Annotated in this window: 22 protein-coding genes; 9 read left to right on the top strand and 13 right to left on the bottom strand. The window is 63.3% G+C overall.

What is annotated here, in order from left to right:
* Positions 1-26: 26 nt before the first annotated feature.
* Entirely contained in the window at positions 27-866 is an 840-nt protein-coding gene (locus tag ACVTFQ_RS15370) for an amidohydrolase family protein (RefSeq protein ID WP_111564953.1), read from the bottom strand.
* Positions 867-1055: 189 nt separating this feature from the next.
* Between ACVTFQ_RS15370 and ACVTFQ_RS15365 the strand changes: the two genes are divergently transcribed.
* The 3 genes from ACVTFQ_RS15365 (at position 1056) to ACVTFQ_RS15355 (ending at position 3831) form a co-directional block, all read left to right on the top strand.
* Complete coding sequence (locus ACVTFQ_RS15365) at positions 1056-1787, top strand: SDR family oxidoreductase (protein WP_111564952.1); 732 nt, start codon at positions 1056-1058, stop codon at positions 1785-1787.
* A 65-nt stretch (positions 1788-1852) separates the two neighbouring features.
* Positions 1853-2542: a DUF1345 domain-containing protein gene (locus ACVTFQ_RS15360; RefSeq protein ID WP_111564951.1), complete on the top strand. Its 690-nt coding sequence runs from the start codon at positions 1853-1855 to the stop codon at positions 2540-2542.
* A gap of 80 nt (positions 2543-2622) precedes the next feature.
* Positions 2623-3831, top strand: a complete 1209-nt coding sequence (locus ACVTFQ_RS15355; RefSeq protein WP_313760556.1) for an adenylate/guanylate cyclase domain-containing protein — start codon at positions 2623-2625, stop codon at positions 3829-3831.
* Here ACVTFQ_RS15355 and ACVTFQ_RS15350 read toward each other — a convergent pair.
* Positions 3826-3999 (bottom strand): DUF1328 domain-containing protein, encoded by a 174-nt coding sequence (locus ACVTFQ_RS15350; protein WP_047509759.1) that lies wholly within the window; start codon positions 3997-3999, stop codon positions 3826-3828. The genes ACVTFQ_RS15355 and ACVTFQ_RS15350 overlap by 6 nt on opposite strands.
* A gap of 173 nt (positions 4000-4172) precedes the next feature.
* On the opposite strand from ACVTFQ_RS15350, the gene ACVTFQ_RS15345 reads away from it, so the two are divergent.
* The 3 genes from ACVTFQ_RS15345 to ACVTFQ_RS15335 are packed head-to-tail and all read left to right on the top strand — an operon-like array spanning position 4173 to position 5403.
* The gene (locus ACVTFQ_RS15345; protein WP_111564949.1) at positions 4173-4502 is read left to right on the top strand and encodes an ArsR/SmtB family transcription factor; all 330 of its coding nucleotides are present in this window, start codon (positions 4173-4175) and stop codon (positions 4500-4502) included.
* Positions 4499-4969 carry an SRPBCC family protein gene (locus ACVTFQ_RS15340; RefSeq protein WP_111564948.1) on the top strand — a complete coding sequence of 157 codons (471 nt, stop codon included), beginning with the start codon at positions 4499-4501 and terminating at the stop codon, positions 4967-4969. The genes ACVTFQ_RS15345 and ACVTFQ_RS15340 overlap by 4 nt, the downstream gene beginning before the upstream one ends.
* A 20-nt stretch (positions 4970-4989) precedes the next feature.
* Positions 4990-5403: a GFA family protein gene (locus tag ACVTFQ_RS15335; RefSeq protein WP_111564947.1), complete on the top strand. Its 414-nt coding sequence runs from the start codon at positions 4990-4992 to the stop codon at positions 5401-5403.
* A gap of 70 nt (positions 5404-5473) precedes the next feature.
* Here ACVTFQ_RS15335 and ACVTFQ_RS15330 read toward each other — a convergent pair whose 3' ends face one another.
* The 6 genes from ACVTFQ_RS15330 to ACVTFQ_RS15305 all read right to left on the bottom strand — a co-directional run bounded on the left by ACVTFQ_RS15330 (position 5474) and on the right by ACVTFQ_RS15305 (position 12161).
* The gene (locus tag ACVTFQ_RS15330; RefSeq protein WP_111564946.1) at positions 5474-6901 is read right to left on the bottom strand and encodes a gamma-aminobutyraldehyde dehydrogenase; all 1428 of its coding nucleotides are present in this window, start codon (positions 6899-6901) and stop codon (positions 5474-5476) included.
* Between the two features lie 52 nt (positions 6902-6953).
* Positions 6954-7769, bottom strand: a complete 816-nt coding sequence (locus ACVTFQ_RS15325; protein WP_037179553.1) for an ABC transporter permease — start codon at positions 7767-7769, stop codon at positions 6954-6956.
* Positions 7759-8727, bottom strand: coding sequence for an ABC transporter permease (locus ACVTFQ_RS15320; protein ID WP_111564945.1), 969 nt, complete (start codon positions 8725-8727; stop codon positions 7759-7761). Before ACVTFQ_RS15320 ends, ACVTFQ_RS15325 begins: the two co-directional genes overlap by 11 nt.
* A complete protein-coding gene (locus ACVTFQ_RS15315) occupies positions 8724-9710 on the bottom strand; it encodes an ABC transporter ATP-binding protein (protein WP_112436639.1) in 987 nt (328 codons plus the stop codon). Before ACVTFQ_RS15315 ends, ACVTFQ_RS15320 begins: the two co-directional genes overlap by 4 nt.
* A 244-nt stretch (positions 9711-9954) precedes the next feature.
* Positions 9955-11112 carry an ABC transporter substrate-binding protein gene (locus tag ACVTFQ_RS15310; protein WP_111564942.1) on the bottom strand — a complete coding sequence of 386 codons (1158 nt, stop codon included), beginning with the start codon at positions 11110-11112 and terminating at the stop codon, positions 9955-9957.
* Positions 11113-11252: 140 nt separating this feature from the next.
* Entirely contained in the window at positions 11253-12161 is a 909-nt protein-coding gene (locus ACVTFQ_RS15305; protein ID WP_470423909.1) for a LysR family transcriptional regulator, read from the bottom strand.
* Between the two features lie 179 nt (positions 12162-12340).
* Here ACVTFQ_RS15305 and ACVTFQ_RS15300 point away from each other — a divergent pair, with 179 nt between their 5' ends.
* A complete protein-coding gene (locus tag ACVTFQ_RS15300) occupies positions 12341-13051 on the top strand; it encodes a hypothetical protein (RefSeq protein ID WP_111564941.1) in 711 nt (236 codons plus the stop codon).
* 143 nt (positions 13052-13194) lie between these two features.
* Here the strand turns inward: ACVTFQ_RS15300 and lysS are convergent, their stop codons facing one another.
* The 3 genes from lysS to ACVTFQ_RS15285 form a co-directional block, all read right to left on the bottom strand.
* Positions 13195-14691, bottom strand: a complete 1497-nt coding sequence (gene lysS / locus ACVTFQ_RS15295; protein ID WP_111564940.1) for a lysine--tRNA ligase — start codon at positions 14689-14691, stop codon at positions 13195-13197.
* 227 nt (positions 14692-14918) lie between these two features.
* Positions 14919-16373 carry a glutamate--tRNA ligase gene (gltX, locus tag ACVTFQ_RS15290; protein ID WP_111564938.1) on the bottom strand — a complete coding sequence of 485 codons (1455 nt, stop codon included), beginning with the start codon at positions 16371-16373 and terminating at the stop codon, positions 14919-14921.
* Between the two features lie 220 nt (positions 16374-16593).
* A complete protein-coding gene (locus tag ACVTFQ_RS15285; protein ID WP_111564937.1) occupies positions 16594-18363 on the bottom strand; it encodes an SLC13 family permease in 1770 nt (589 codons plus the stop codon).
* Positions 18364-18561: 198 nt separating this feature from the next.
* Here ACVTFQ_RS15285 and ACVTFQ_RS15280 point away from each other — a divergent pair, with 198 nt between their 5' ends.
* Positions 18562-18822 carry a hypothetical protein gene (locus ACVTFQ_RS15280; protein WP_181459349.1) on the top strand — a complete coding sequence of 87 codons (261 nt, stop codon included), beginning with the start codon at positions 18562-18564 and terminating at the stop codon, positions 18820-18822.
* A 168-nt stretch (positions 18823-18990) separates the two neighbouring features.
* On the opposite strand, the gene ACVTFQ_RS15275 is transcribed toward ACVTFQ_RS15280, so the two are convergent.
* Positions 18991-19749 carry a bestrophin-like domain gene (locus ACVTFQ_RS15275; protein ID WP_111564960.1) on the bottom strand — a complete coding sequence of 253 codons (759 nt, stop codon included), beginning with the start codon at positions 19747-19749 and terminating at the stop codon, positions 18991-18993.
* Positions 19750-19902: 153 nt separating this feature from the next.
* Here ACVTFQ_RS15275 and ACVTFQ_RS15270 point away from each other — a divergent pair, with 153 nt between their 5' ends.
* Positions 19903-20451: a glutathione peroxidase gene (locus ACVTFQ_RS15270; RefSeq protein ID WP_111564936.1), complete on the top strand. Its 549-nt coding sequence runs from the start codon at positions 19903-19905 to the stop codon at positions 20449-20451.
* A 5-nt stretch (positions 20452-20456) separates the two neighbouring features.
* Here the strand turns inward: ACVTFQ_RS15270 and ACVTFQ_RS15265 are convergent, their stop codons facing one another.
* Entirely contained in the window at positions 20457-21287 is an 831-nt protein-coding gene (locus ACVTFQ_RS15265; RefSeq protein WP_111564935.1) for a helix-turn-helix domain-containing protein, read from the bottom strand.
* Positions 21288-21361: the final 74 nt, after the last annotated feature.

Below are 21361 nucleotides of genomic sequence, written 5' to 3'. Positions count from 1 at the left end.
CGGGCGACGACGTTTCCCGACCTCCGCTACGCCACAGCCCAGATCCGCTTCGCATTCCCCTGATACAGCTTGTCGCGCTCCTCGGCGCTGCAGCCTGATGTCAGCGCGTGCGTGACCGCGACCCAGGGCGTCAGTCCGCCGCCGAGCGTGCAGACGGGCCAGTCGCTGCCCCAGACGACGCGGTCCCAGCCGAAGCTTTCGATCGTGTGCTCGACATAGGGGCGCAGGCTGTCGACGGACCAGCGTTCGAGATCGCCATAGGCGATGACGCCGGAAATCTTGGCGGTGACGTTGGGGCGGCGGGAGAATTCGGTGATGCCGCGATGCCAGACGGCGCTCATGCCCGACTTGATCGGCGGATTGGCGCAGTGGTCGAGGATGAAGCGGACATCCGGGTTGAGGTCGACGAGATCGAGAATGCGTTCGAACTGATGCGGGAGGACGCAGAGATCGAAGGTTAGCCGGGTATCAGCCAGCCGCGCGACGTTCTCGCGAAACAGCGGCCGCTCCGAAGTGTCGTCGGGGGCCACATGCAGCACGCGGCGGAAGCCCTTGATGAAGGGGTCGGCGAGGCAGCGTTCGAGATAGGCCGGAAAGCCCTCATCTTCAGGACGGCAGGCGGCGATGGCGCCGCGCACGAGGCTCTTGGGTCTTTCGGCGATCTCCTTGATGAAGGCCGTTTCCTGTTCGATCGCATCACCTGACACATCGACTTCCATGTGCAGCACATTGGTGATGCCGCAGCGAAGCGCGTCGCGCGCATAGTGCTCGTAGAGGCTGTCGCGGTTCAGATCCGGCACGTCGGGGAGCCAGGGATAGTGCAGGCGGTTACGATCGATGACGTGCAGATGTGTGTCGAAGAGCATGCGGTTCCTCCCTCTTCATGCAGGCTTTTCTGGCCGCCCTTCAGTCTCCCACCGGATTTTTCGATTGCTGACACCGGCCTCCCACCCGTGTCAGCGTCCGGCGTCGGACAATGTGATTGACGACATAATGAATATAATGTTTGCATATGAATGAATGCGCCGCAAGCGCCACGCATAACGGGAGGAATCATGAGTCACGGTCTGGAAGGCAAGAAGGTCGTCGTCACGGCGGCCGGTCAGGGGATCGGTCGCGCCAGCGCGGAGCGGTTCATTGCGCTCGGCGCCCACGTCTACGCCACCGACATCAACCAGGCGTCGCTTTCGACGCTCGCGGGCGCGACGACCACGGTTCTCGACGTGCTCGACGGGAACGCGGTTCGGGCCTTCGCGGCGGAGATCGGGCCGATCGACGTGCTCTTCAATTGCGCCGGCTTCGTGCATGCCGGATCGATCCTCGATTGCGAGGAGAAGGACTGGGACTTCTCCTTCAACCTCAACGCCAAGGCAATGTACACGACCTGCCGCACCTTCCTTCCCGGGATGCTCGACAAGGGCAAGGGCTCGATCGTCAACATGGCCTCAGTCGCCTCCAGCGTGAAGGGCGTGCCGAACCGCTTTGCCTATAGCGCGTCGAAGGCCGCCGTGATCGGGCTCACCAAGTCGATCGCGTCCGACTTCGTCGCCAAGGGCATCCGCGCCAACGCGATCTGCCCGGGCACCGTCGACAGCCCCTCGCTGCACGAGCGGCTGCGCGCCACCGGCGATTACGACAAGGCGCTCAATGACTTCATCGCCCGCCAGCCGATGGGCCGGATCGCCACCGCCGAGGAGATCGCGGCACTCGTCACCTATCTCGCTGGCGACGAGGCCGGGTTCACGACGGGCCAGATCCATGTGGTCGATGGCGGCTGGACCGGCTGAGGCCATATTGCTCTTGCCGGTATCAAGCTGATATCGTTGGTGATCTCGCAGCGGCGGAGCATTTGATGGCAGAGGTTACGTCTGGCGGCAGCGGCCGTCCCCTTCGGTTGCTGCGCAAGCACGCGATCTTCGTGATCGCGGTGCTGGTCGGCCTCGCGGTCTTCCTGCTTCTGACGACGCGCGAGGTGACGGCACGCAATCTGTTGGCCGGCTGGAACGTGGCTGCAGTGATGTTCATCGTCGCCACATGGCGGCGGATGTTGAAGGCGAGCGTGGCGACGATCCGCAAGCGCTCGGCGGATCTCGATTTCTCGGACTCGCTTCTGTTGTTCCTGTCGATCGCGGCGGCCCTTGCCAGCATCGCGGGGATCGGGCTCGAGCTCCATCAGGTCAAGGAGGCGGCACCCAGCGTCGCGCTCGGTCGGGCACTGGCGGCCGTCGTCACCATCCTGATCTCCTGGGTCTTCCTGCACACGCTGTTTACCGTGCATTACGCTCACCGCTTCTACGGCGGCGACGATGATGGCGATGGCGTCAAGGGAGACGGGCTGAAGTTTCCCGAGGGGCTGGACGAGCCTGTCTACTGGGACTTCCTCTACTACTCCTTCACGATCGGCGTCGCCTCGCAGACGGCGGATGTGGCGACGAGCTCGACTGTCATGCGCAAGCTGACGCTGCTGCATTCGGTGCTGTCGTTTCTCTTCAACACGACCATCCTGGCGCTTGCCATCAATGTCGGCGCAAGCCTCCTTTAGAGGTAGGCGCGCGCGATAGAGCCGCTTGGCAATCTGGTGTAAGAGAGGCTTCTTTCACCTGGGGTTGTCTGGGGGGCTTCATGGGGTCGTTGTCGCGCGAGAGATTGGCGGCGCTTGCCGGTTGCGATGCGGAGCAGCTGGATGCCGTGGCGCGGCTTCAGATCATCGAGGTCGGGCCGGAGGGCTATGCGGCGAGCGATGTCAGCCGGTTGCGGCTGGTGCTGGCGCTGAATGCCGCCGGCATCCCGCTGGAGACGCTCGCCACCGGTCTCAGGCAACAGATCGTCTCGCTCGATTTCGCCAGCCAGCTGATGTTCGAGCCGGTCACCATGTCGGACAAGTCGCTTGCGGACGCGCTCGTTGGTGCGTCGCTCGATCTTGGCCGCGTCAACGCGCTGCATTCCAGCGCCGGGCTTTCCCCGATGTCGCCGAAGCGGGCGTTGCGGGAGGATGACGAGGAGTTCATCCGGCTGATCACCGAATGCACCGGGCTCGGCGCTTCAGACGATGGCATGCAGCGGGTGCTGAGGGTCTTCGGCCAGTCGATGCGGCGCTGCGTGGATACGATGCGCGATCTCTTCCGCGCCGAGGTGGAAGCGCCGATGCTGGCCGCTGGCCTCAGCCACCGCGAGGTGCTCGCGGCGGGCGCGGCCACGCGGCTTTCGCTGCAGCGCATCGGCATCCGCATGCTCTTCCTGCTGCAGCGGCGGATGCTCGAGGAGGCGGTGTTCGACAATGTGGTTGGGCGGCTGCAGGATGCCCTGCGCGGGCTTGGTGCCGAGGCCGAAAGTGATCAGGCGCTGCCGGCCGTGGCTTTCGCCGATCTCACGGGTTTCACGGCGCTGACGCGCGATATTGGCGATGTCAGGGCGGCCGAGAAGGCGGCGAGCTTCGAGGCGCTGGCGCAGCGCCTCGCCAATCTCGCCGGCGGGCGGATCGTCAAGCCGCTGGGCGACGGGGTGATGATGCTGTTTCCGGATGCGGAGGCGGCGCTGAAGGCGTCATTGTCGCTCGTCGCGGAGAGTGCGGCGCATCAGCTGCCGGAGGTGAGGGTGGGGGTTGCGACCGGTCAGGTGGTGCCGCGCGATGGCGATATTTTCGGCCACACGGTCAATCTCGCGGCGCGGATCGCTTCGGTCGCCGCACCTTCGCAGGTGCTTGTCTGCGGCGGCACGCATGATGCCGCTACAGACGAGAGTTCGGAGATGGATTTCGAGGCGCTGGAACCGGTATCGCTCAAGGGCGTCGCCGATCCCGTATCGCTGTTTTCGGTCAAGACCGGGCTATAGAATAGCTTGACCAGCCATCAGCGCCAGGATCAGGAAGATCACGAAGATGATCAGCGCGATACCGAAGAGAACGCGCGCGATCGTCGCCGTCGCCGCGGAAATTCCGGAAAAGCCGAAGAAGCCCGCAATCAGCGAAATCACGAAAAAGATAAGAGCCCATTTCAGCATGGAGGCGTTCCTTCTAGTTGGTCCGATAGAAGACGCGCCAGAGCGAAAAAGGTTCCATATCCAATGAGATAGCGGTGACATTTTGAGGTGTTGCAGGTTTGGCGGCGCGTTGTGGCCATCAGTCAAAATCAATTAGTATTGACTAATTGATTAGTGATTGCTATTGAATCGATATGACAGAAGCCGAGACCATCACGACAGTCATGCGCGCACTTGCCGACCCCACCCGGCGGGCGGTGTTCGAACGCATCGCCAATGCCGACGAGATCACCGTGGCGGAGCTTACCCGGACGAGCAATGTGACCCAAGGGGCGATCTCGCAGCACGTGAAGACCTTGAAACAGGCAGGGCTCGTCAGCGAGCGGCCGGAGGGCCGCAACGTCTATTATCGGGCGCAACCGGCCGGCCTGGAGCCGCTGGCGGATTGGATGAGCCATTATGGCGTTTTCTGGCGCGAGCGCTTTGCCGATCTGAGGGACCTCTTGAAGGAAATCGACACATGACCGACCATGCCGACACGTCATCCATCGTCCTGGACGAGGTCTTCCCGCATAGACAGGAGATCGTCTGGAAGGCATTGACCTCGGGCGCACTGATGGGGCGATGGCTGATGGAGCCCAAGGGGTTCGAGGCGGTCGTCGGCAATCGCTTCACATTCCAGACCAAGCCCGCCGGCGAATGGGACGGCACCATCCGGTGCGAGGTGCTCGAGGTCGTGGAAGGGCAGCGGCTTTCCTATGCCTGGACGGGCGGCCACGAGAGCAATCAGGGCTACGGCTCGAAGCTTGAGACGATCGTCACCTTCACCCTTGCCGAAACGGAAGCGGGCACGCGGTTGCGCCTGGTGCATTCGGGCTTCGTGCTGCCGAAGAACGATGCCGCCTATCGCAACATGAGCGAGGGCTGGAAGAAGGTCGTCGAGCGACTGGACACTGTCGTCGCCGAGGAGGCGTCGCAGACGCGGCATTAAATCCAGAGGAGGAGAATGTCATGAACGCATCCTATACCGGCGGCTGCGCCTGCGGCGCCATGCGCTACGAGATCGCCGGCGAGCCCGTTGTCATGCTCGATTGCCAGTGCCGCCAATGCCAGCGCGACAGTGGTACCGGCCACCAGTCGCACCTGACCTTCGTTGCCGCCGAGGTGACGCTGGAGGGTGAGGCATCGCAATGGCAGAGCGTGGGCGATGGCGGTACGGTGAAGCGGCGCGCCTTCTGTCCGACCTGCGGCTCGCACGTCTATCTGACATTTCCCGACATGCCGGATGTGTTCATCGTCACGCCATCAAGCCTCGACGATCCCAGCCGCTACAAGCCGCAGCTGGTGGCATGGACCGCCGCCGGCCACGCCTGGGATCACATCGATCCTGCCTTGCCGACATTCGAGGCCATGCCGCCGCGCTGACAATTCACCCTGTCAACGAGAACGCCGCCGCTGTTGCCAACGGCGGCGTTCTCGGTCTGGATGGCATGCGTCAGCCGTGGTTGATCATCACGTGGCGGACGGCGGTGTAGTCTTCCAGTGCATAGACCGACATGTCCTTGCCGTAGCCCGATTGCTTCAGGCCGCCATGCGGCATTTCGTTGGTGAGCATGAAGTGGGTGTTGATCCAGGTGCAGCCATATTGCAGGCGGGCGGCGGTCTTCATGCCGCGGCTGATGTCCTTGGTCCAGACCGACGAGGCCAGGCCATAGTCGCTGTCGTTGGCCCAGGTGACGGCATCCTCGACATCGGTGAAGCGGGTGACGGAAACGACCGGGCCGAAAACTTCGCGGCGAACGATCTCGTCTTCCTGCGTGGCGCCGGCAATGACCGTCGGCGTGTAGAAGAAACCCTTGTCGCCCGAGGTCTTGCCGCCTGTCGTGATCTCCATGTGCTTGTGCTCGCCGGCGCGGGCGACGAAGCTCTCGACGCGGTCGCGCTGGCGCTTGGAGATCAGCGGACCGATCTCGTTTTCGGCGTCGTCGGCGAGGTTGAACTTGATCGAGGAGACCGCCGAGGAGAGATCGGCGACAAACTTGTCGTAGACTTTGGCGTCGGCATAGATGCGGCAGGCGGCGGTGCAGTCCTGGCCGGCATTGTAGTAGCCGAAGGTGCGGATGCCCGATACGACCGCGTCGATATCGGCGTCGTCGAAGACGATGACCGGGGCCTTGCCGCCGAGTTCCAGATGCGTGCGCTTGACCGTCTTTGCGGCCGCCTGCAGCACCTTCTTGCCGGTTGCGACATCGCCGGTGATCGACAGCATCGAGATCTTCGGATGGTTGATCAGCGCGTTGCCGACGCTTTCGCCGCGGCCGAGAATGACGTTGACCACGCCTTCGGGCAGGATGTCGGAGAGGAGCTTGGCCATCTTCAGCGCCGTCAGCGGCGTCTGCTCGGAGGGCTTGAAGACGACGGTGTTGCCGCCGGCAATCGCTGGCGCCAGCTTCCAAGCCATCATCATCAGCGGGTAGTTCCACGGCGCGATCGAGCCGACGATGCCGATGGCGTCGCGGCGGATCATCGAGGTGTGACCGGGAAGATATTCACCGGCGACCGGGCCGTGCAGGTTGCGCACCGCGCCGGCGAAGAAGCGGTAGCAATCGACGATGGCGGGGATCTCGTCGTTCAGCACCGCGTTGATCGGCTTGCCGCAGTTCAGCGCTTCCAGCGTCGCGAAGCCTTGGGCGTCCTTCTCGATCGCGTCGGCGATCTTCAGGAGATAGCCGGCGCGCTCGCCGGGTGTCGTCTGCGACCATGCCGAGAAGGCCTTCTCGGCGGCATCGACGGCGGCGTCGATCTGGCCGAGCGATGCTTCGGCAAGGCTCAGCACGGTCTCTCCGGTCTTCGGGTTCAGGATGTTTTCTTCGATCTCGGTGCCCGCTTCGAAGCGGGATCCAATCAGCATCGCGGTGTCCATGATGTTCTCCCTTGTTATCGATGGGGCGGGATGGGGGTATCCCGCGCTCCGGTTATTTTCCAGCTCCGGCGACCTGATCGCCATCGCGCGTGAGGTAGTAGGCTGCCAGGATCGGCAGGAAGGTGACGAGCACGACGACCATGGCGACCACGTTGGTGACGGGGCGCTGGCGCGGACGGATCAGCTCTTCCAGCATCCAGATTGGCAGTGTCGATTGCTGGCCGCCGGTGAAGGTGGTGACGATGACCTCGTCGAAGGAGAGCGCGAAGGCAAGCATGCCGCCGGCCAGAAGCGCCGTGCCGATATTCGGCAGGATGACATGGCGGAAGGTCTGGAAGCCATCGGCGCCGAGATCCATCGAGGCCTCGATCAGCGAGCCCTGGGTGCGGCGGAAGCGGGCGACGGCGTTGTTATAGACCACCACGACGCAGAAGGTGGCGTGGCCGAGCACGATCGTCCAGACCGAAAACGGGATATCGAACAGGCTGAAGGCCGAGCGCAGCGCGATGCCGGTGATGATCCCCGGCAGCGCGATCGGCAGGATGACGAGCAGCGAGATCGCCTCGCGGCCGAAGAACTTCGTCTGGCTGACGGCGGCGGCGCAGAGCGTGCCGAGCACCAGCGCGATCGCGGTGGCGATGCAGGCGACCTGTACGGAAAGCCCAAGGGCGGCCCAGACATCCGGCCGGTTCCAGGCGATGCCGAACCACTGCAGCGTCAGCCCCGGCGGCGGCCACTGGTAGCTCTTCTCCTCCGTCGTGAAGGCGTAGACGAAGATCAACAGGATCGGCAGGTGCAGAAAAAGCAGCCCGCCGGCGGCGGCGATCTTGAGCGCGATCGGCGCGCGTTGGCCACGGTCAGAGCGCATCGAAGGCTCCCTGTTTCTTGGCCAGCCAGAGATAGACGGCCATGATGACGATGGGGACGACGGAGAAGGCGGCGGCGAGCGGCACGTTGCCGGCCGTTCCCTGCTGCGCATAGACCGCCTGGCCGATGAAAAGGCGCGAGGAGCCGATGATCTGCGGGATGATGTAATCGCCCAGCGTCAGCGAGAAGGTGAAGATCGAGCCGGCGACGATGCCGGGCAGCGCCAGCGGAAAGAGCACGGTGCGGAAGGTCTGGCCCGGCGTGGCGCCGAGATCCGACGAGGCCTCGATCAGGTTGCCTTGCACGCGTTCGAGGGCTGCCTGCGTCGGCAGGATCATGTAGGGCAGCCAGACATAGACGAAGACGAGGAATGTGCCGATATAGCTCACCGACAGCGAGTTGCCGCCGATGACGGGCAGAGAAAGCACGCCGTCGAGCAGCCAGACCAAATGCAGCTTGGCGAAGAACCAGGTGAGGATGCCCTCTTTGGCGAGGATCAGCTTCCAGGCGTAGATCTTGACCAGATAGCTCGACCAGAGCGGCAGCATGACGCCGAGATAGAAGAGCGCCTTCCATTTGCCCCTGGCATAGCGGGCGGCATAATAGGCGATCGGGAAGGCGACGACGGCGGAGGCGAGCGTCACCAGCGCCGCCATCAGCACCGTCCTGACGATGATGTCGAAATTGGTCGGCGACAGCAGCTGCGCATAGGTTGCCAGCGTGAACTCGTAGTTCACCAGCCCGGAGAAATCGTCGATCGAAAAGAAGCTCTGCAGCAGAAGCGCCAGGAGCGAGCCGATATAGATGATGCCGAGCCAGAGCAGCGGCGGCGTCAGCATCAGGAAGAGCAGCAGCTTCGGGCGGCGCCAGAACATGTCCGAGAGTCGGCCGAAGAAACCGCCGCGGCCGGGCAGGATCGAGGTCGCCGTCTCCTCGTGGGTCAGCGCGATCGCGGTCATGCGGCGTCGTCCATATAGTGCACGTCGACGGGCTGCCACGAGAGGCGGACATCGGCGCCGACTTCGGGGACAGTGGCGCCGGCCGGCAGCATGACATGCAGGCGTGTGCCTCGGGCGGCGACAGTGAGGCGCGTGGCGGCGCCGAGGAAGCTCGCGTTCTCGACACGGGATTCGACGCCGTCGCCGGTGATGCGGATTGCTTCGGGGCGCAGGCTCGCCCAGCGCTTCTCGCCGCCGAGCGCTGTCATCAGGTCGGGGGCGATCACATTGGAGGAGCCGACGAAATCGGCGACGAAGCGGGTTTTCGGGCGGTTATAGATATCCTGAGGCGTGCCCTCCTGCACGATGCCGCCATCGTTGAAGACGGCGACGCGGTCGGCCATGGAGAGCGCCTCGCCCTGGTCGTGGGTGACGAAGACGAAGGTGATGCCGAGCGCGCGCTGCAGGCTCTTCAGCTCTTCCTGCATCTGCTCGCGCAGCTTCAGGTCCAGCGCGCCAAGCGGTTCGTCGAGCAGCAGCACGCGCGGCTTGTTGACCAGCGCCCGGGCGAGCGCCACGCGCTGCCTTTGACCGCCGGAGAGTTGTCCGGGTTTGCGTGCACCGTAGCCGGGGAGTTTTACCAGTTCCAGCGCCTGTTCGGCGGCCTTGGCGCGTTCCGTCTTGCCGACGCCCTTGACCATCAGCCCGTAGGCGACGTTGTCGAGGATGTTGAGGTGCGGGAAGAGCGCGTAGTCCTGGAAGACGGTGTTGACGTTGCGCCTGTAGGGCGGCACGCCCTCGGCGGTCTCGCCGAAAATCTCGATATGCCCCGCCGTCGGCTGCTCGAAGCCGGCGATCAGGCGCAGGCAGGTGGTCTTGCCCGAACCCGACGGCCCCAGCATGGCGAAGAACTCGCCCGGCGCGATCTCGAGATCGACGCCATCGACGGCGCGAACGGCGCCGAAATGGCGGGAGACCTTCTGGAAACGGACGGCGGGTGTCATTTTGGGGGCTCCTCGGGATTCACAGTGTTTTGGTCGGGAGGGTTGTGCCGTGTGGCTTACCCCCCTCTGTCCTGCCGGACATCTCCCCCACAAGGGGGGAGATCGGCTGGGCGCATCCACCCGCTCCACACTCACCGTTTGGCAAGGCGCCCGCTCCGGGTCGATCTCCCCCCTTGTGGGGGAGATGCCCGGCAGGGCAGAGGGGGGTAAACCCGGGCGCGGAGGCCGAGGCTAAAGCTAACGCTTACCGCCCGCCAATCACGCCAATATAATCCGACACCCAGCGGTGATAGGGCACGCACTCGCCCTGTTCGCACTTGGCGGTCGGCGTGCGCCAGAACTTGATCTTGTCGAAGTGATCATAGCCGTTGGTGGCGCAACCGGTGTCGGTCATCAGTTCATTGCCCTTGCAGGCTGCCGGAACCGAGGGGACGGCGCCGAACCAGGCGGCGGCGTCGCCCTGGACCTTGGCGGACAGCGAATGTTCCATCCACATGTAGGCGCAGTTCGGGTGTTCGCTGTCGGCGTGCAGCATCGTCGTGTCAGCCCAGCCGGTGACGCCCTCTTCGGGGAAGGTGGAGGCGATCTTCTGCTTGTCTGCCTGCATCAGGTTGACCTGGAAGGGCCAGGAGCCGGAGGCGACGACGCCTTCGTTCTTGAAGTCGTCGATCTGGATCATCGCATCGTGCCAGTAGCGCGAGACGAGCTTGCGCTGGCCGCGCAAGAGGTCGAGGGCGGCCTTGTACTGGTCTTCGTTGAGCTCGTAGGGGTTCTTGATGTTGAGTTCCGGCTTGTGAGCCATGAGATAGAGGGCGGCGTCGGCGATGTAGATCGGGCCGTCATAGGCCTGGACGCGGCCCTTGTTGGACTTGCCGTCAGGAAGCGTCTCTTCCTCGAAGACCACCTTCCAGCTCTTCGGCGCCTCGCCCTTGAAGGCGTCGGTGTTGTACATCAGGACGTTCGGTCCCCAGAGATAGGGAACGCCGTAGTGGACACCATTCACCGTGTACCACGGCGCGTCCTGCAGGCGCTTGTCGACGTTCTTGAAGCTCGGGATGAGATCGGTGTTGATCGGCTGGACGCGCTTGCCGGCCACGAGGCGGAGCGAGGCGTCGCCGGAGGCGGTGACGAGGTCGAAGCCGCCTTCGTTCATCAGCGACACCATTTCATCGGAGGTGGCGGCGGTCTTCACCGAAACCTTGCAGCCGGTCTCCTTCTCGAAGCCGGTGACCCAGTCGTAATTCTTGTCGCTTTCGCCGCGCTCGATATAGCCGGCCCAGGCGACGATGCTGACGGCGCCTTCGCCCTTGCCCAATTGCTTCAGCGGCTCGGCCGCCACGACCTGCGTCACGAAGCTCAGGGCCGCAAGCGCAGCCGTGCACGATTTCAGAAGATATTTCATCTGATGTCTCCCGGTTTTGGTGCCACTTCGTGGCGTTTTGTTCCCGGCAGAAAAGGTGACGCGAAAAAGCCGCTTTCGCAAATTCATTTATCAGAATGGCGATATCGGAATTTCCGATAGGTGGTTGCGTGCGCTCAGGTTTAGCGCGGTCGTCCTGAGCGCATGGCCTCGGCAATGCCCACGAAATCCCTTGCGGCTTGCGGCAGGCTGGAACCCTTGCGCCAGACCATGCCGACCTGCACGATTGGAAGGGAGCCCGAGACATCGCGGCTTTCGATGCGGTCGCCTTCCAGCGACCAGGGGCGGTAGACGAGATCGGGGAGCAGCGCGACACCCGCGCCGGTCGCGACCAGGCTGCGCACGGCCTCGACGGAGCGGGTGCGGAAGGCGACGTGCGGGCGGGCTCCGAGCGCCGAGAGGAGCTTGCCGGTGTTCTCCTCGATTTCGTCGACGGTCAGCATGATCAGCGGTTCGCGGGCGATGTCGGCGATCGAGATGATGTCGGCGGACACAAGCGGGTGGCCCATGGGCAGCCAGAGGCGATAGGGCGAGGTTTCCAGGATCTCGGCCTGCAATGCCATGCGGTCGCGCAGGTTGGAGATCACCATGACGGCGACATCGAGCTCGCCGCCGACAAGCAGATGTTCGAGATAGCCGCCATTGTCCTCGATCGCCGAGACCTCGACGCCGGGGCAGGCGCGGCGATAGCGGGCGAGCAGGTCGGAGAGCACGTAGCCCGCGACCAGCGAGGTGACGCCGATGTTGAGGGTGCCCGAGGGCTGGTTGCTGTTGTTAGAAAAGCTGGCGCGGGCGTCGGAGACGCTGGCCAGGATCTTGGTGGCATGGCGCAGGAACTGGTGGCCGTTATGGGTGATCGTCAGCCCGCGCGGATGGCGGTCGAAGAGCTCGACGCCGAGGTCGGTCTCCAGCTCCTTCAGCGCTTCCGTAACCGAGGATTGCGAGATCGACAGGTTCTGCGCGGCCCGCGTGATCGAGCCCTGCTCGGCCACTGCGATGAAGTATTGAATCTGGCGAAGCGTGAAGGCCATGGCATCTTAGAGCATGGCGCCCGAGGCCATTGCAAGCGTGCACCATGCTGGACCTTTTTTGGGATAAGTCTCTTTGTGGCACAAACTTCTTGCCCGCATTTAAGTATTCCGAAACGTCATTTCTCTAGCGTCCACACCAGTTTATTGCGTTGGAGTGACTTGATGGCGGAGCAGTTGGCGTGAAGGCCTTACTGCGCATCTTCCGGCCTTCCCGGAAATTGGTGCTGATCATCGGCGGAATTGCCCTTCTCGGGGGCGTTTCCGGCGGCGCAGCACTGTATATCGGCAAGGACACCCTGCTCGGTCCTCCCGCGGAGACCGTGAACGGCGCTGCGTGCACCGACGTCAATCTGGTCACCATCAAGAAGCAGAAGCGGGTCTGGATCCGCAAGTACATCAAGACCGAACCGACCGACGGCATGACCCGCGTCAAGACGGCGCTGAGGGTAGCGAAAGCCGTCTACGAGGCGCAGAAGCCGGATCTGGTGCAGGTCGTGGTTCTCGACGCCAACGGCCCGACGCTGCGCTCGGATATTCGCGGTCGGGCGATCGGCGCCGACGTCGTCTATATCCCGCATCCCGATCCGATCGTCGAAAGCATCGAGGGCAACAAGACCTACACCGCTCGCTACTACGACGGCACGGCGGCGGCCAACGGCCTGTTCTTCGGCGAACGCGTCGACTTGCCCGAGGATGAGATCACCACGCTCAACGCATCCTTCAAGGACGTGTCCGACTGTATCGACCCGATCGCGGTTGCCGCGACCGAGGGCGGCGAGGGCAAGCCGGCTGCGAAGGGCGAAGGCGCGAAGCCGGCCGAGGGAGGCCACGGCGCTGCACCGGCCGAAGGTGAGGCAGCCCCGGCGGCGGCGCCTTCAGGCGGGCATTGATTGGTTGATTGGTCAGCGGTGCCTTCCCGTCTGACAACGACGAACAACGCGTCGGCTCGACGGTATCTCGTTAGCGGAAGCACAAACAAAAAAGGCGGCCAACCCCTTCGGGCGGCCGCCTTTTCTTGTGTCGGTAACCAGCCTTAGTCAGCCTTGGCCTTGCGGGCCGGGAAGAGGATGACGTCGCGGATGGAGGGGGCGTTGGTGAGCAGCATGGTCAGGCGGTCGACGCCGATGCCCAGACCACCTGCGGGCGGCATGCCCTGGTCGATGGCGTCGAGGAATTCGTCGTCCAGCTGCTTGTCCTTCTCGCCGCGGGCATGCGCCTGCTCGAGCTGCTCGACCATGCGGCGGCGCTGCTCTTCCGGATCGTTGAGTTCCGAGAAGGCATTGCCCAGTTCCCAGGCGTTGCAATAGGTCTCGAAACGCTCGACGAGGCGCGGCTCGCCCGGCACTTCCTTGGCGAAGGGCGAGATGTCCTTCGGGAAGTGGGTGACGTGGCTCGGCTGGATCAGCGTGCCTTCGACCTTCTCCTCGAAGATGAAGGCCAGGCATTCGCCCCAGGTCCAGTCCTTCTCGACTTCGAAGCCGGCGGCCTTGGCGGCCGTGCGGGCTTCCTCGTCGGTCTTCATGGCGAGGAAGTCGATGCCGGTCGCTTCCTTGACGGCGTCAGGCATGGGGACGCGCTTGAACGGGCCCTTGAAGGAGATCTGCTTATCGCCGAAGGGGAATTCGGTCGTGCCATGCACCTGCAACGCCAGCTTCTCGAACAGGCGCTCGACGAGGTCCATGATGTCCTCGTAGTCGGCATAGGCCCAGTAGCACTCCATCATGGTGAACTCGGGATTGTGCCTTGTGGAGACGCCTTCGTTGCGGAAGTTGCGGTTGATCTCGAAGACCTTGTCGGTGAGGCCCGACACCAGCGTGCGCTTCAGGAAGAGTTCCGGCGCGATGCGCAGGTACATGTCCTGCTTCAGCGTGTTGTGGTGCGTCTTGAACGGATCGGCGGTGGCGCCGCCATAGACGGAGTGCAGCATCGGCGTCTCGACTTCCATGAAGCCGTCGTCTTCCATGAAGCGGCGGATGCCGGAGAGAATCTTCGAGCGCTGCTGGAAGCGGAGCTTGGATTCGTCGTTGCTCATGATGTCGAGGTGGCGCTTGCGGTAGCGGATCTCGATATCGGCAATGCCGTTCCACTTCTCCGGCATGGGGAGGAGCGACTTGGTGAGCATGGTGATCTCTTGCGCGTTGATCGACAGCTCGCCGCGCTTGGTGCGGCGCACGGTGCCGGTCACGCCGATGATGTCGCCGATGTCGATCATCGCGAGCATCTCGCGGGCGGCCTCGGGCGTCACGTCCTTGTGGCTGAAGATCTGGATCTTGCCGCCGGCGTCATGGATATCCATGAACATGCCGGAGTTGCGCGAGGAATAGACACGGCCGGCAACCGTGACGACATCAGTCGTCTCGATGTCGGATTCCAGATCCTTGTACTTCTCGGCCAGCTCGGCATTGGTGATGGTGCGGTGGAAATGCGCCGGATAGACGTCGCCGATCTTTTCGCGCAGCAGCTTCAGCTTCTGGGCGCGAACCTCAGTCGCGTCGGAGGAGAGGGTGGCGGTTTCGGTCTTGTCGGTCATGTCATGTGCCTTTTTCGGGCTGTGTTCGTTGCGGTTACCCCCCTCTGTCCTGCCGGACATCTCCCCCACAAGGGGGGAGATTGGCTGGGCTCACCCGATCGCCTGCGCTCATTGTTTGGCGTAGGCCGGACCGCTGGTCGATCTCCCCACTTGTGGGGGAGATGCCCGGCAGGGCAGAGGGGGGTACTTCAGAATGCCGACGTTAACGCCGGCACTTTCTTGTCAAATTACTTCGGTCCCACCAGCGAGGCCACGGCCTGGGCGGCCAGTTTCAGGCGCTGGCGGACGACCGAGCGGCCGAGGATGGCCATTGAGTCAAACAGCGGCAGCGAGCGCGACGAGCCGGAGACGGCGACGAAGAGCGGGGCAACGATGACCTTGAGCTTCTTGCCCATGCGGTCGCCGATGGCGCGCAGTTCGGCTTCGATGGATTCGACGTTCCACTCGAGAATCTTTTCGAGATCCGGCTGCACCGTGTTCAGGATCTCGAGGATCTCTTCCGGTGGCGACTTGATCTTGGCGAAGGCGGACGGATCGAGGTTGAGGTCCGACTTCAGGAGGAAGCCCATCAGCTCCGGCAGTTCGCCGAGCTTGGAGATGCGCGACTGCGACAGAGCTATGCCGGCCTTCAGGCGATCGTTTTCCATCGCCCAGGTGAGAACGCGGCTCTGGAACTCTTCTTCTGACATCTTCTCGCGGATCCACCGGCCGTTCAGCCAGTCGAGCTTCTGGATGTCGAAGATGGCGCCGGCCTTGGAGAGGTTTTCCGGGTCGAACTTGCCAGCCAGTTCCTCAATGTCGAGCAGTTCCTCGCCTTCGGCGATCTGCACGAAGAACAGGCCGAGGAAGTTCATAAGCGCTTCCGGGATATAGCCGAGCGCGGAGTAATAGCTGATCGAGGTCGGGTTCTTGCGCTTCGACAGCTTCGACTTGTCGGCATTTCTCATCAGCGAGAGATGCATGAAGACAGGCTGGTCCCACTCGAAATAGCGATAGAGCAGGATGTGCTTGGGCACCGATGCCAGCCACTCCTCGCCGCGCGCGACGTGGGTGATCTTCATCAGATGGTCGTCGATGACGTTTGCCATGTGATAGGTCGGCATGCCGTCGCCCTTGATCAGGACCTGCATGTCGACCGAATCCCACGGGATCGAGACGTCGCCATAGACGCCGTCGGTGAAGTCGCAGGAACCCTCGGTCGGGATCTTCATGCGGATAACGGAGCTTTCGCCGGATGCGAGCTTCGCGGAGACTTCCTCGGCGGAATACTTCAGGCAGAGACCGTCATACTTCGGCGGCTTGCCGGAGGCGCGCTGTGCCTCGCGCATTTCGGTCAGGCGCTCGGGCGTGCAGAAGCAGCGGAAAGCGTGGCCCTTGTCCAGCAGTTCCTGGGCGTAGGGCTGGTACATCTCCTTGCGGTCGGACTGGCGGTAGGGGCCGTAGGGGCCGCCGATATCGGGGCCTTCCGACCATTCCAGGCCGCACCACTTCAGCGCGTCGAGCACCTTGGTTTCGAATTCGGGCGTCGAGCGCGTGGCATCGGTGTCTTCGATACGCAGGATGAACTCGCCGCCGTGCTTCTTGGCGAAGAGATAGTTGAAGAGTGCGATGTATGCGGTGCCGACATGCGGCTCGCCGGTTGGCGAGGGAGCAATGCGGACGCGGACGCCGGAAGCTGTCATTTTATGTGCCCGTCAAATAAATGCCGGACGGCTTTCTGAGGGAAAGCAACGCTCGGCCTGAAGAATGCAGATAACTGGATCAGGAAACCGGCCGGAAAAGGGCATTTCGCCCGCTTGCCCGGCCAATTGTCCGTTTGGCTGGCTTTAAGGCCATATTCGGCTGCACACGTCAAGGAAAATGCCGCCCGCGTGGCGTCGGCGGCATCCCTCAGGTGCCTTCTTAAGTTACCGGCCAGACCCAGAGCAGCAGCGGCACGCTGACGAGGATGATCAGGAAGGAGAGCGGCAGGCCGAGGCGGGGGTAATCGCTGAAGCGATAGCCGCCGGGGCCGAAGACCAGCGTGTTGCACTGGTGGCCGATCGGGGTCAGGAAATCGCAACCGGCGCCGATCGCCACCGCCATCAAGAAGGCGTCGGGCTTGTAGCCAAGCGTCTGGGCGAAGCTCGCGGCAATAGGCGCCATGACGAGCACGGTGGCGGCGTTGTTGAGGAAAGGCGTGACGGCCATGGCGGTGATCAGGATCAGCGCCAGCGCGCCGTAATGCGGCATCTGCGCCGCCAGATGGCCGAGCCAGCCGGCAATCAGTTCGCTTCCTCCCGTGGTCCGGAGCGTATCGGAGACCGGGATCAGTGTCGCAAGCATGATCAGGATCGGGGCGTCGAGCGCCTTGTAGACATCGACCAGCGGAATGACGCGGAAGACGACCATGGCGAGCGCCGCGCAGAAGAAGGACGTCGCGACGGGCACGACGCCGGTGGCGGTGGCGGCCATGGCGGCGAGCAGGATCAGAAGCGGCAGATAGGCACGGCGCGAGGTGCCGAGCATGATGTCGCGCTGGGCAAGCGGCAGGCACGCGAATTCCTGCAGGAAGGCAGGCAGGTTGCGGCGGTTGCCCTGCAGCACCAGCACGTCGCCGGCGCGCAGACGGACTTCGCTCAGGCGCTCGTTCAGCCGGTGGCCCTTGCGGGAGACGGCGAGAAGATTGACGCTGCGGCGGTTCGAGAGCGAAAGCTGCCGCGCCGACCAACCGACCAGCTGTGATTCCGACGCAACGATCGCCTCGATCGAGATGAGGTCGTTGCGCTCGGCGGGATCGGCGATCGGCTTGCCGGAGAGTTTGAGCTTGGCATTGGAGACGATGCGGTCGAGCGCGTCTGGGCTTCCCTCGAGCAGCAGCGTGTCGCCGTTCTTGAGTTCCACATCGGGGAAGGGCGAGAGGCGGGTGTGGCCACGCAGGATGGCGGTCGCCACGGCGTCGCCGTCGCCGAGCTTTAGGAGATCGCTGAGCGGCTTGCCCTCGACGGTCGATTCCTCGGCCACCGTTGCTTCGGAGAAGTAGGCCTTGGCGTCGAGCGCTTCCTCGAGCGAGGGGTTCTCATTCTTTCGCTCAGGGACCAGCCAGTGGAAGAAGATCAGGAAGACGACGCCAACCAGCGCCAGCGTGGCGCCGACGGGGGTGAAGTCGAACATGGTGAAGGGCGTGCCGGTGATCTCGCCGCGCAGGCGCGAGACGACGATGTTGGGCGAGGTGCCGATCTGCGTCATCAGACCACCGAGCAGGGCCGCGAAGCTCATCGGCATCAGGTAGAGCGAGGGCGACTTGCCGCTTTTGCGGGCGAACTGGAAGGCGACCGGGATCATGATCGCCAGCGCGCCGATGTTCTTGATGAAGGCGGAGAGCACGGCGACGACGATGAGCAGCAGCGCGAGCTGGGTGTGCAGCGTGTCGAGATTGGGGAAGAAGCGCTTGATCGCGGTATCGACGATGCCCGAGCGGGCGACGCCGGCGCTGACGACGAGCGCGCTGCCTACGATGATGACGATATCGTCGCTGAAGCCGGAGAAGGCCTTGTCGAAAGGCACGAGGCCGACGGCGATCGCCAGCACCAGCGCGCAGCAGGCGACGAGATCGTAGCGAAAGCGGTCCCAGATGAAGACCGCCATCATCAGGCCAATGACGCCGAAGGCGAGAATCTGCTGTGTTGTCATGCGTTTCCGGGAACTGGATCGGATGCCGGGAGATTTCCCGACCTTCGCGGATAACTGTGCCGCGCGCGATGTACTTCAATGGCTTAGGGCGTGCAAAATTCGCGAGGACATGCAGCACCTGGGGCAGTTCGCATTGAGATTTCGGTCGCGGCCGGTATATGGACGCTGATGGGCGGACGGCGCCGCCGAGGAGTGAGCATGGGCAATGAGACGCGCAAGGGCGCAGCTAGCAGCAAGCGTCCAGATGACAAGGCACCCGATACGCTCGCGCTCCTGAAAGCGATCGCAGACAGCCCGCGACGCGATAACTCCAGCTATCACGACGCCATGGCGCAGGCGCGCCAGGCTTTCGAGGCGGCGGAGGCGGCCATCGGTGGTCCCGTCAGGGTCAAGACGAAGATCAAGACCAAGCGCAACGGCGACTATATCGTGAAGTGGACCTTCAAGCCGGCTAAGTAATCAGGCCGATCCGGGCGTGAAGCCGAAATAATAGACCACGGCCATGACCACGGCGACGGTGAAGATGATGGCGACGAACCGCGTCATGCCGCGGCGGGCTTTCTTTTCTGTGCTCTTCATACGGACCAAACCGATCAAGCGCCGATATGGTTCCGCATTTCGTTTTCGTCAGCGCTGAAGTTCGGCCAGCGCCCGGCGCAGCGGCAGGTCGGAAATCTGGATGAGGCCGTTGAAGGGAATGTCCATGTCTAGCACCAGATAGATCGAAGCGGAGATCAGGAAGGCGGCGATGACGAACATCGAGACGACGATGATGTTTTTCGGCGCGCGGTAGCCGAAGCTCGCGAAGATCAGGATCAGCCATGTCGCCAGCATGGCGATCAGCGGTCTTGGGATAACGCCTTCCGACTGCTCGACGAGAACCCAGCGCTGCTCGACGATGCGCTGGTACTGCTGGCGCGCATTGTTCAAGAGCGCGATATGGCCGGGATCATCAGGGGTGAGAAGGGCAAGGCTGTTTCCAACCTCGTTCAAGGCGAACTCGGCCGCCGGGTCGCCTTTAACTAGCGGGTCGCTGGATGGGGGCACGTTGCCGAGCGCGATTTCGACATAGGTGAAAAGCCGCGCCTTGGTCGGATTGGCCTCCAGCCCGTAGGTTCGAAGCGTCTGGTCGAAGAGGATGATCTCGGTGGCGAAGCTGTGGACGTTGCTGTCGATGCCTTCGAAGGTGTTCTTCGCCGAGTTGATCATCAGACTGAAGACCAGCGAGGTCATGACCACGAAGATGTTGGCGACCAGCCGGACGACGGCATTGGTCTCTTCCTGCCGGTGGTGGCTCGGCAGCTTGTGATAGCTGAGCATGGTGCCTATCGAAGCTGCGATCAGGCAGGCGCAGATAAAGGCTGCCAAAAACACTTCTCGAGACATCCCGATCATCCCCGCCCGATCCCCCAGCTGGCACCCGCGCCCTTCCCCTCAAAATTAGATGGTTTGGGCGATTTTGCCAGCGGGCGATTTTCCGCGCTGGACAAACCTGAGTACGGGTATAGCTTCCGCGGCGGTATTTCATATTGGAGATTGATGATGACCGATGTTTTGAGCGTGCCGGTAAAGCTTGCCGATGGGCGCGAGACCACATTGAACGAATACAAGGGCAAGGTCGTGCTTGTCGTCAACGTCGCCTCGAAATGCGGGCTGACGGCGCAGTATGAAGGGCTGGAGAAGCTCTACGAGGACAAGCGCGAACGCGGCTTGGTCATCGCCGCCTTCCCGGCCAACAACTTCAAGGGCCAGGAGCCGGGCACCGATGCGGAGATCGTCGAATTCTGCACGCTGACCTACGACGTCAAATTCCCGATCTTCTCGAAGATCTCGGTGAAGGGCGACGATCAGCATCCGCTTTACAAGCTGCTGACGGGGCTGGACCTGCCGAGCACGGGCGAAGGGCAGATGCGCGAAAAGCTGAGCGGCTTTGGTCTCGCCGTCGAGGGCGACACCGGCGTTCTCTGGAATTTCGAGAAGTTCCTGATCGGCCGCGACGGCAAGGTCGTCGCCCGCTTCGCGCCCGATGTGACCGCCGACGACCAGCGGCTGGTGCAGGCGATCGACAAGGAACTGGCAGCCGGCTGATCTGATCAGGCGCGACGGTGCCGGCGACGAAATTCGCTCGGCGAGCACCGTTCGCGATCCTGGAACAGCCGTGAGAAATAAAAGGCGTCGTCGAGGCCGATCGCGCGCGAGATCGCCTCGATCGCGAGGTCCGACGTCGTCAGCAGCTGCTTGGCATGGTCGATGCGCAGGCGCAGCTGGAAGGCCTTGGGCGAAAGCCCGGTCGCGGCCGCGAAGCGGCGCCGCAGCGTTGCCGGCGACAGGCCAAATTCCGAGGCGAGGGCGGTCATGTCGACCGGCTCGAACGACCGCTGCTCCAGCGCTTCCACTACCTTTTCGATCGTTGCATCCGTCTTGGCGCCTGCCGTCGCGCGGGATGCCTGTCGCGCGGCCTCGACGACGATCCGATAGAGCGTCGCGGCCGATGCGGCGAGGCCGAGCGGATTGTCTTCGGCGAATTCGTCCTGCAGCGTGGTGAAGAGGTGTCGCATCTCGCGCGGGTTTTCGAGCGGCACCACTGGCGCTGCCTCGTCGATCAGGCGCTGGCGGAGCCATTCGTCGGCGAGGGTGCCTGAAAACAGCGCCCAGCGCTCGTCCCAGCTTTCGCCCGGATCGGGGCCGTAGCCGTGTACCGTTCCAGCAGGAAGCCAGAAGAGCGCCGGGCCCGGTATCTCGACCGTTCCCGCCTTGTCGCTCTGCAGCCATCCATGCCCGCGTTCCACCATCACGACGGCATGCGTCGGTAGCCTGCGGTTCTTGAGCCGGCTGGTGACGCGCTGGCGGCCGAAGCCTGTGACGGCCAAGCTCGTGGCGCCTGATGGAGGCGAGCGATAGAGCGCAATCGTGGCGTCGTTCATGAGCGAAAAGTCCAGCCCGTTTTTCTGTCCATGGCCTTCCTCCTTGGTGCGGGCGATAAAGCGTCACGGTATTC

This window comes from Rhizobium sp. O111 (assembly GCF_055616315.1).
The sequence above is the reverse complement of the archived record's forward strand: the minus strand, read 5'-3'. Positions and strand labels throughout refer to the sequence as shown.

Bases quoted from the DNA above. Each gene is read 5' to 3' on its own strand.
- ACVTFQ_RS15370 (WP_111564953.1), bottom strand. From the start codon at position 866: ATGCTCTTCGACACACATCTGCACGTCATCGATCGTAACCGCCTGCAC.
- ACVTFQ_RS15365 (WP_111564952.1), top strand. From the start codon at position 1,056: ATGAGTCACGGTCTGGAAGGCAAGAAGGTCGTCGTCACGGCGGCCGGT.
- ACVTFQ_RS15360 (WP_111564951.1), top strand. From the start codon at position 1,853: ATGGCAGAGGTTACGTCTGGCGGCAGCGGCCGTCCCCTTCGGTTGCTG.
- ACVTFQ_RS15355 (WP_313760556.1), top strand. From the start codon at position 2,623: ATGGGGTCGTTGTCGCGCGAGAGATTGGCGGCGCTTGCCGGTTGCGAT.
- ACVTFQ_RS15350 (WP_047509759.1), bottom strand. From the start codon at position 3,999: ATGCTGAAATGGGCTCTTATCTTTTTCGTGATTTCGCTGATTGCGGGC.
- ACVTFQ_RS15345 (WP_111564949.1), top strand. From the start codon at position 4,173: ATGACAGAAGCCGAGACCATCACGACAGTCATGCGCGCACTTGCCGAC.
- ACVTFQ_RS15340 (WP_111564948.1), top strand. From the start codon at position 4,499: ATGACCGACCATGCCGACACGTCATCCATCGTCCTGGACGAGGTCTTC.
- ACVTFQ_RS15335 (WP_111564947.1), top strand. From the start codon at position 4,990: ATGAACGCATCCTATACCGGCGGCTGCGCCTGCGGCGCCATGCGCTAC.
- ACVTFQ_RS15330 (WP_111564946.1), bottom strand. From the start codon at position 6,901: ATGGACACCGCGATGCTGATTGGATCCCGCTTCGAAGCGGGCACCGAG.
- ACVTFQ_RS15325 (WP_037179553.1), bottom strand. From the start codon at position 7,769: ATGCGCTCTGACCGTGGCCAACGCGCGCCGATCGCGCTCAAGATCGCC.
- ACVTFQ_RS15320 (WP_111564945.1), bottom strand. From the start codon at position 8,727: ATGACCGCGATCGCGCTGACCCACGAGGAGACGGCGACCTCGATCCTG.
- ACVTFQ_RS15315 (WP_112436639.1), bottom strand. From the start codon at position 9,710: ATGACACCCGCCGTCCGTTTCCAGAAGGTCTCCCGCCATTTCGGCGCC.
- ACVTFQ_RS15310 (WP_111564942.1), bottom strand. From the start codon at position 11,112: ATGAAATATCTTCTGAAATCGTGCACGGCTGCGCTTGCGGCCCTGAGC.
- ACVTFQ_RS15305 (WP_470423909.1), bottom strand. From the start codon at position 12,161: ATGGCCTTCACGCTTCGCCAGATTCAATACTTCATCGCAGTGGCCGAG.
- lysS (WP_111564940.1), bottom strand. From the start codon at position 14,691: ATGACCGACAAGACCGAAACCGCCACCCTCTCCTCCGACGCGACTGAG.
- gltX (WP_111564938.1), bottom strand. From the start codon at position 16,373: ATGACAGCTTCCGGCGTCCGCGTCCGCATTGCTCCCTCGCCAACCGGC.
- ACVTFQ_RS15285 (WP_111564937.1), bottom strand. From the start codon at position 18,363: ATGACAACACAGCAGATTCTCGCCTTCGGCGTCATTGGCCTGATGATG.
- ACVTFQ_RS15280 (WP_181459349.1), top strand. From the start codon at position 18,562: ATGGGCAATGAGACGCGCAAGGGCGCAGCTAGCAGCAAGCGTCCAGAT.
- ACVTFQ_RS15275 (WP_111564960.1), bottom strand. From the start codon at position 19,749: ATGTCTCGAGAAGTGTTTTTGGCAGCCTTTATCTGCGCCTGCCTGATC.
- ACVTFQ_RS15270 (WP_111564936.1), top strand. From the start codon at position 19,903: ATGATGACCGATGTTTTGAGCGTGCCGGTAAAGCTTGCCGATGGGCGC.
- ACVTFQ_RS15265 (WP_111564935.1), bottom strand. From the start codon at position 21,287: ATGAACGACGCCACGATTGCGCTCTATCGCTCGCCTCCATCAGGCGCC.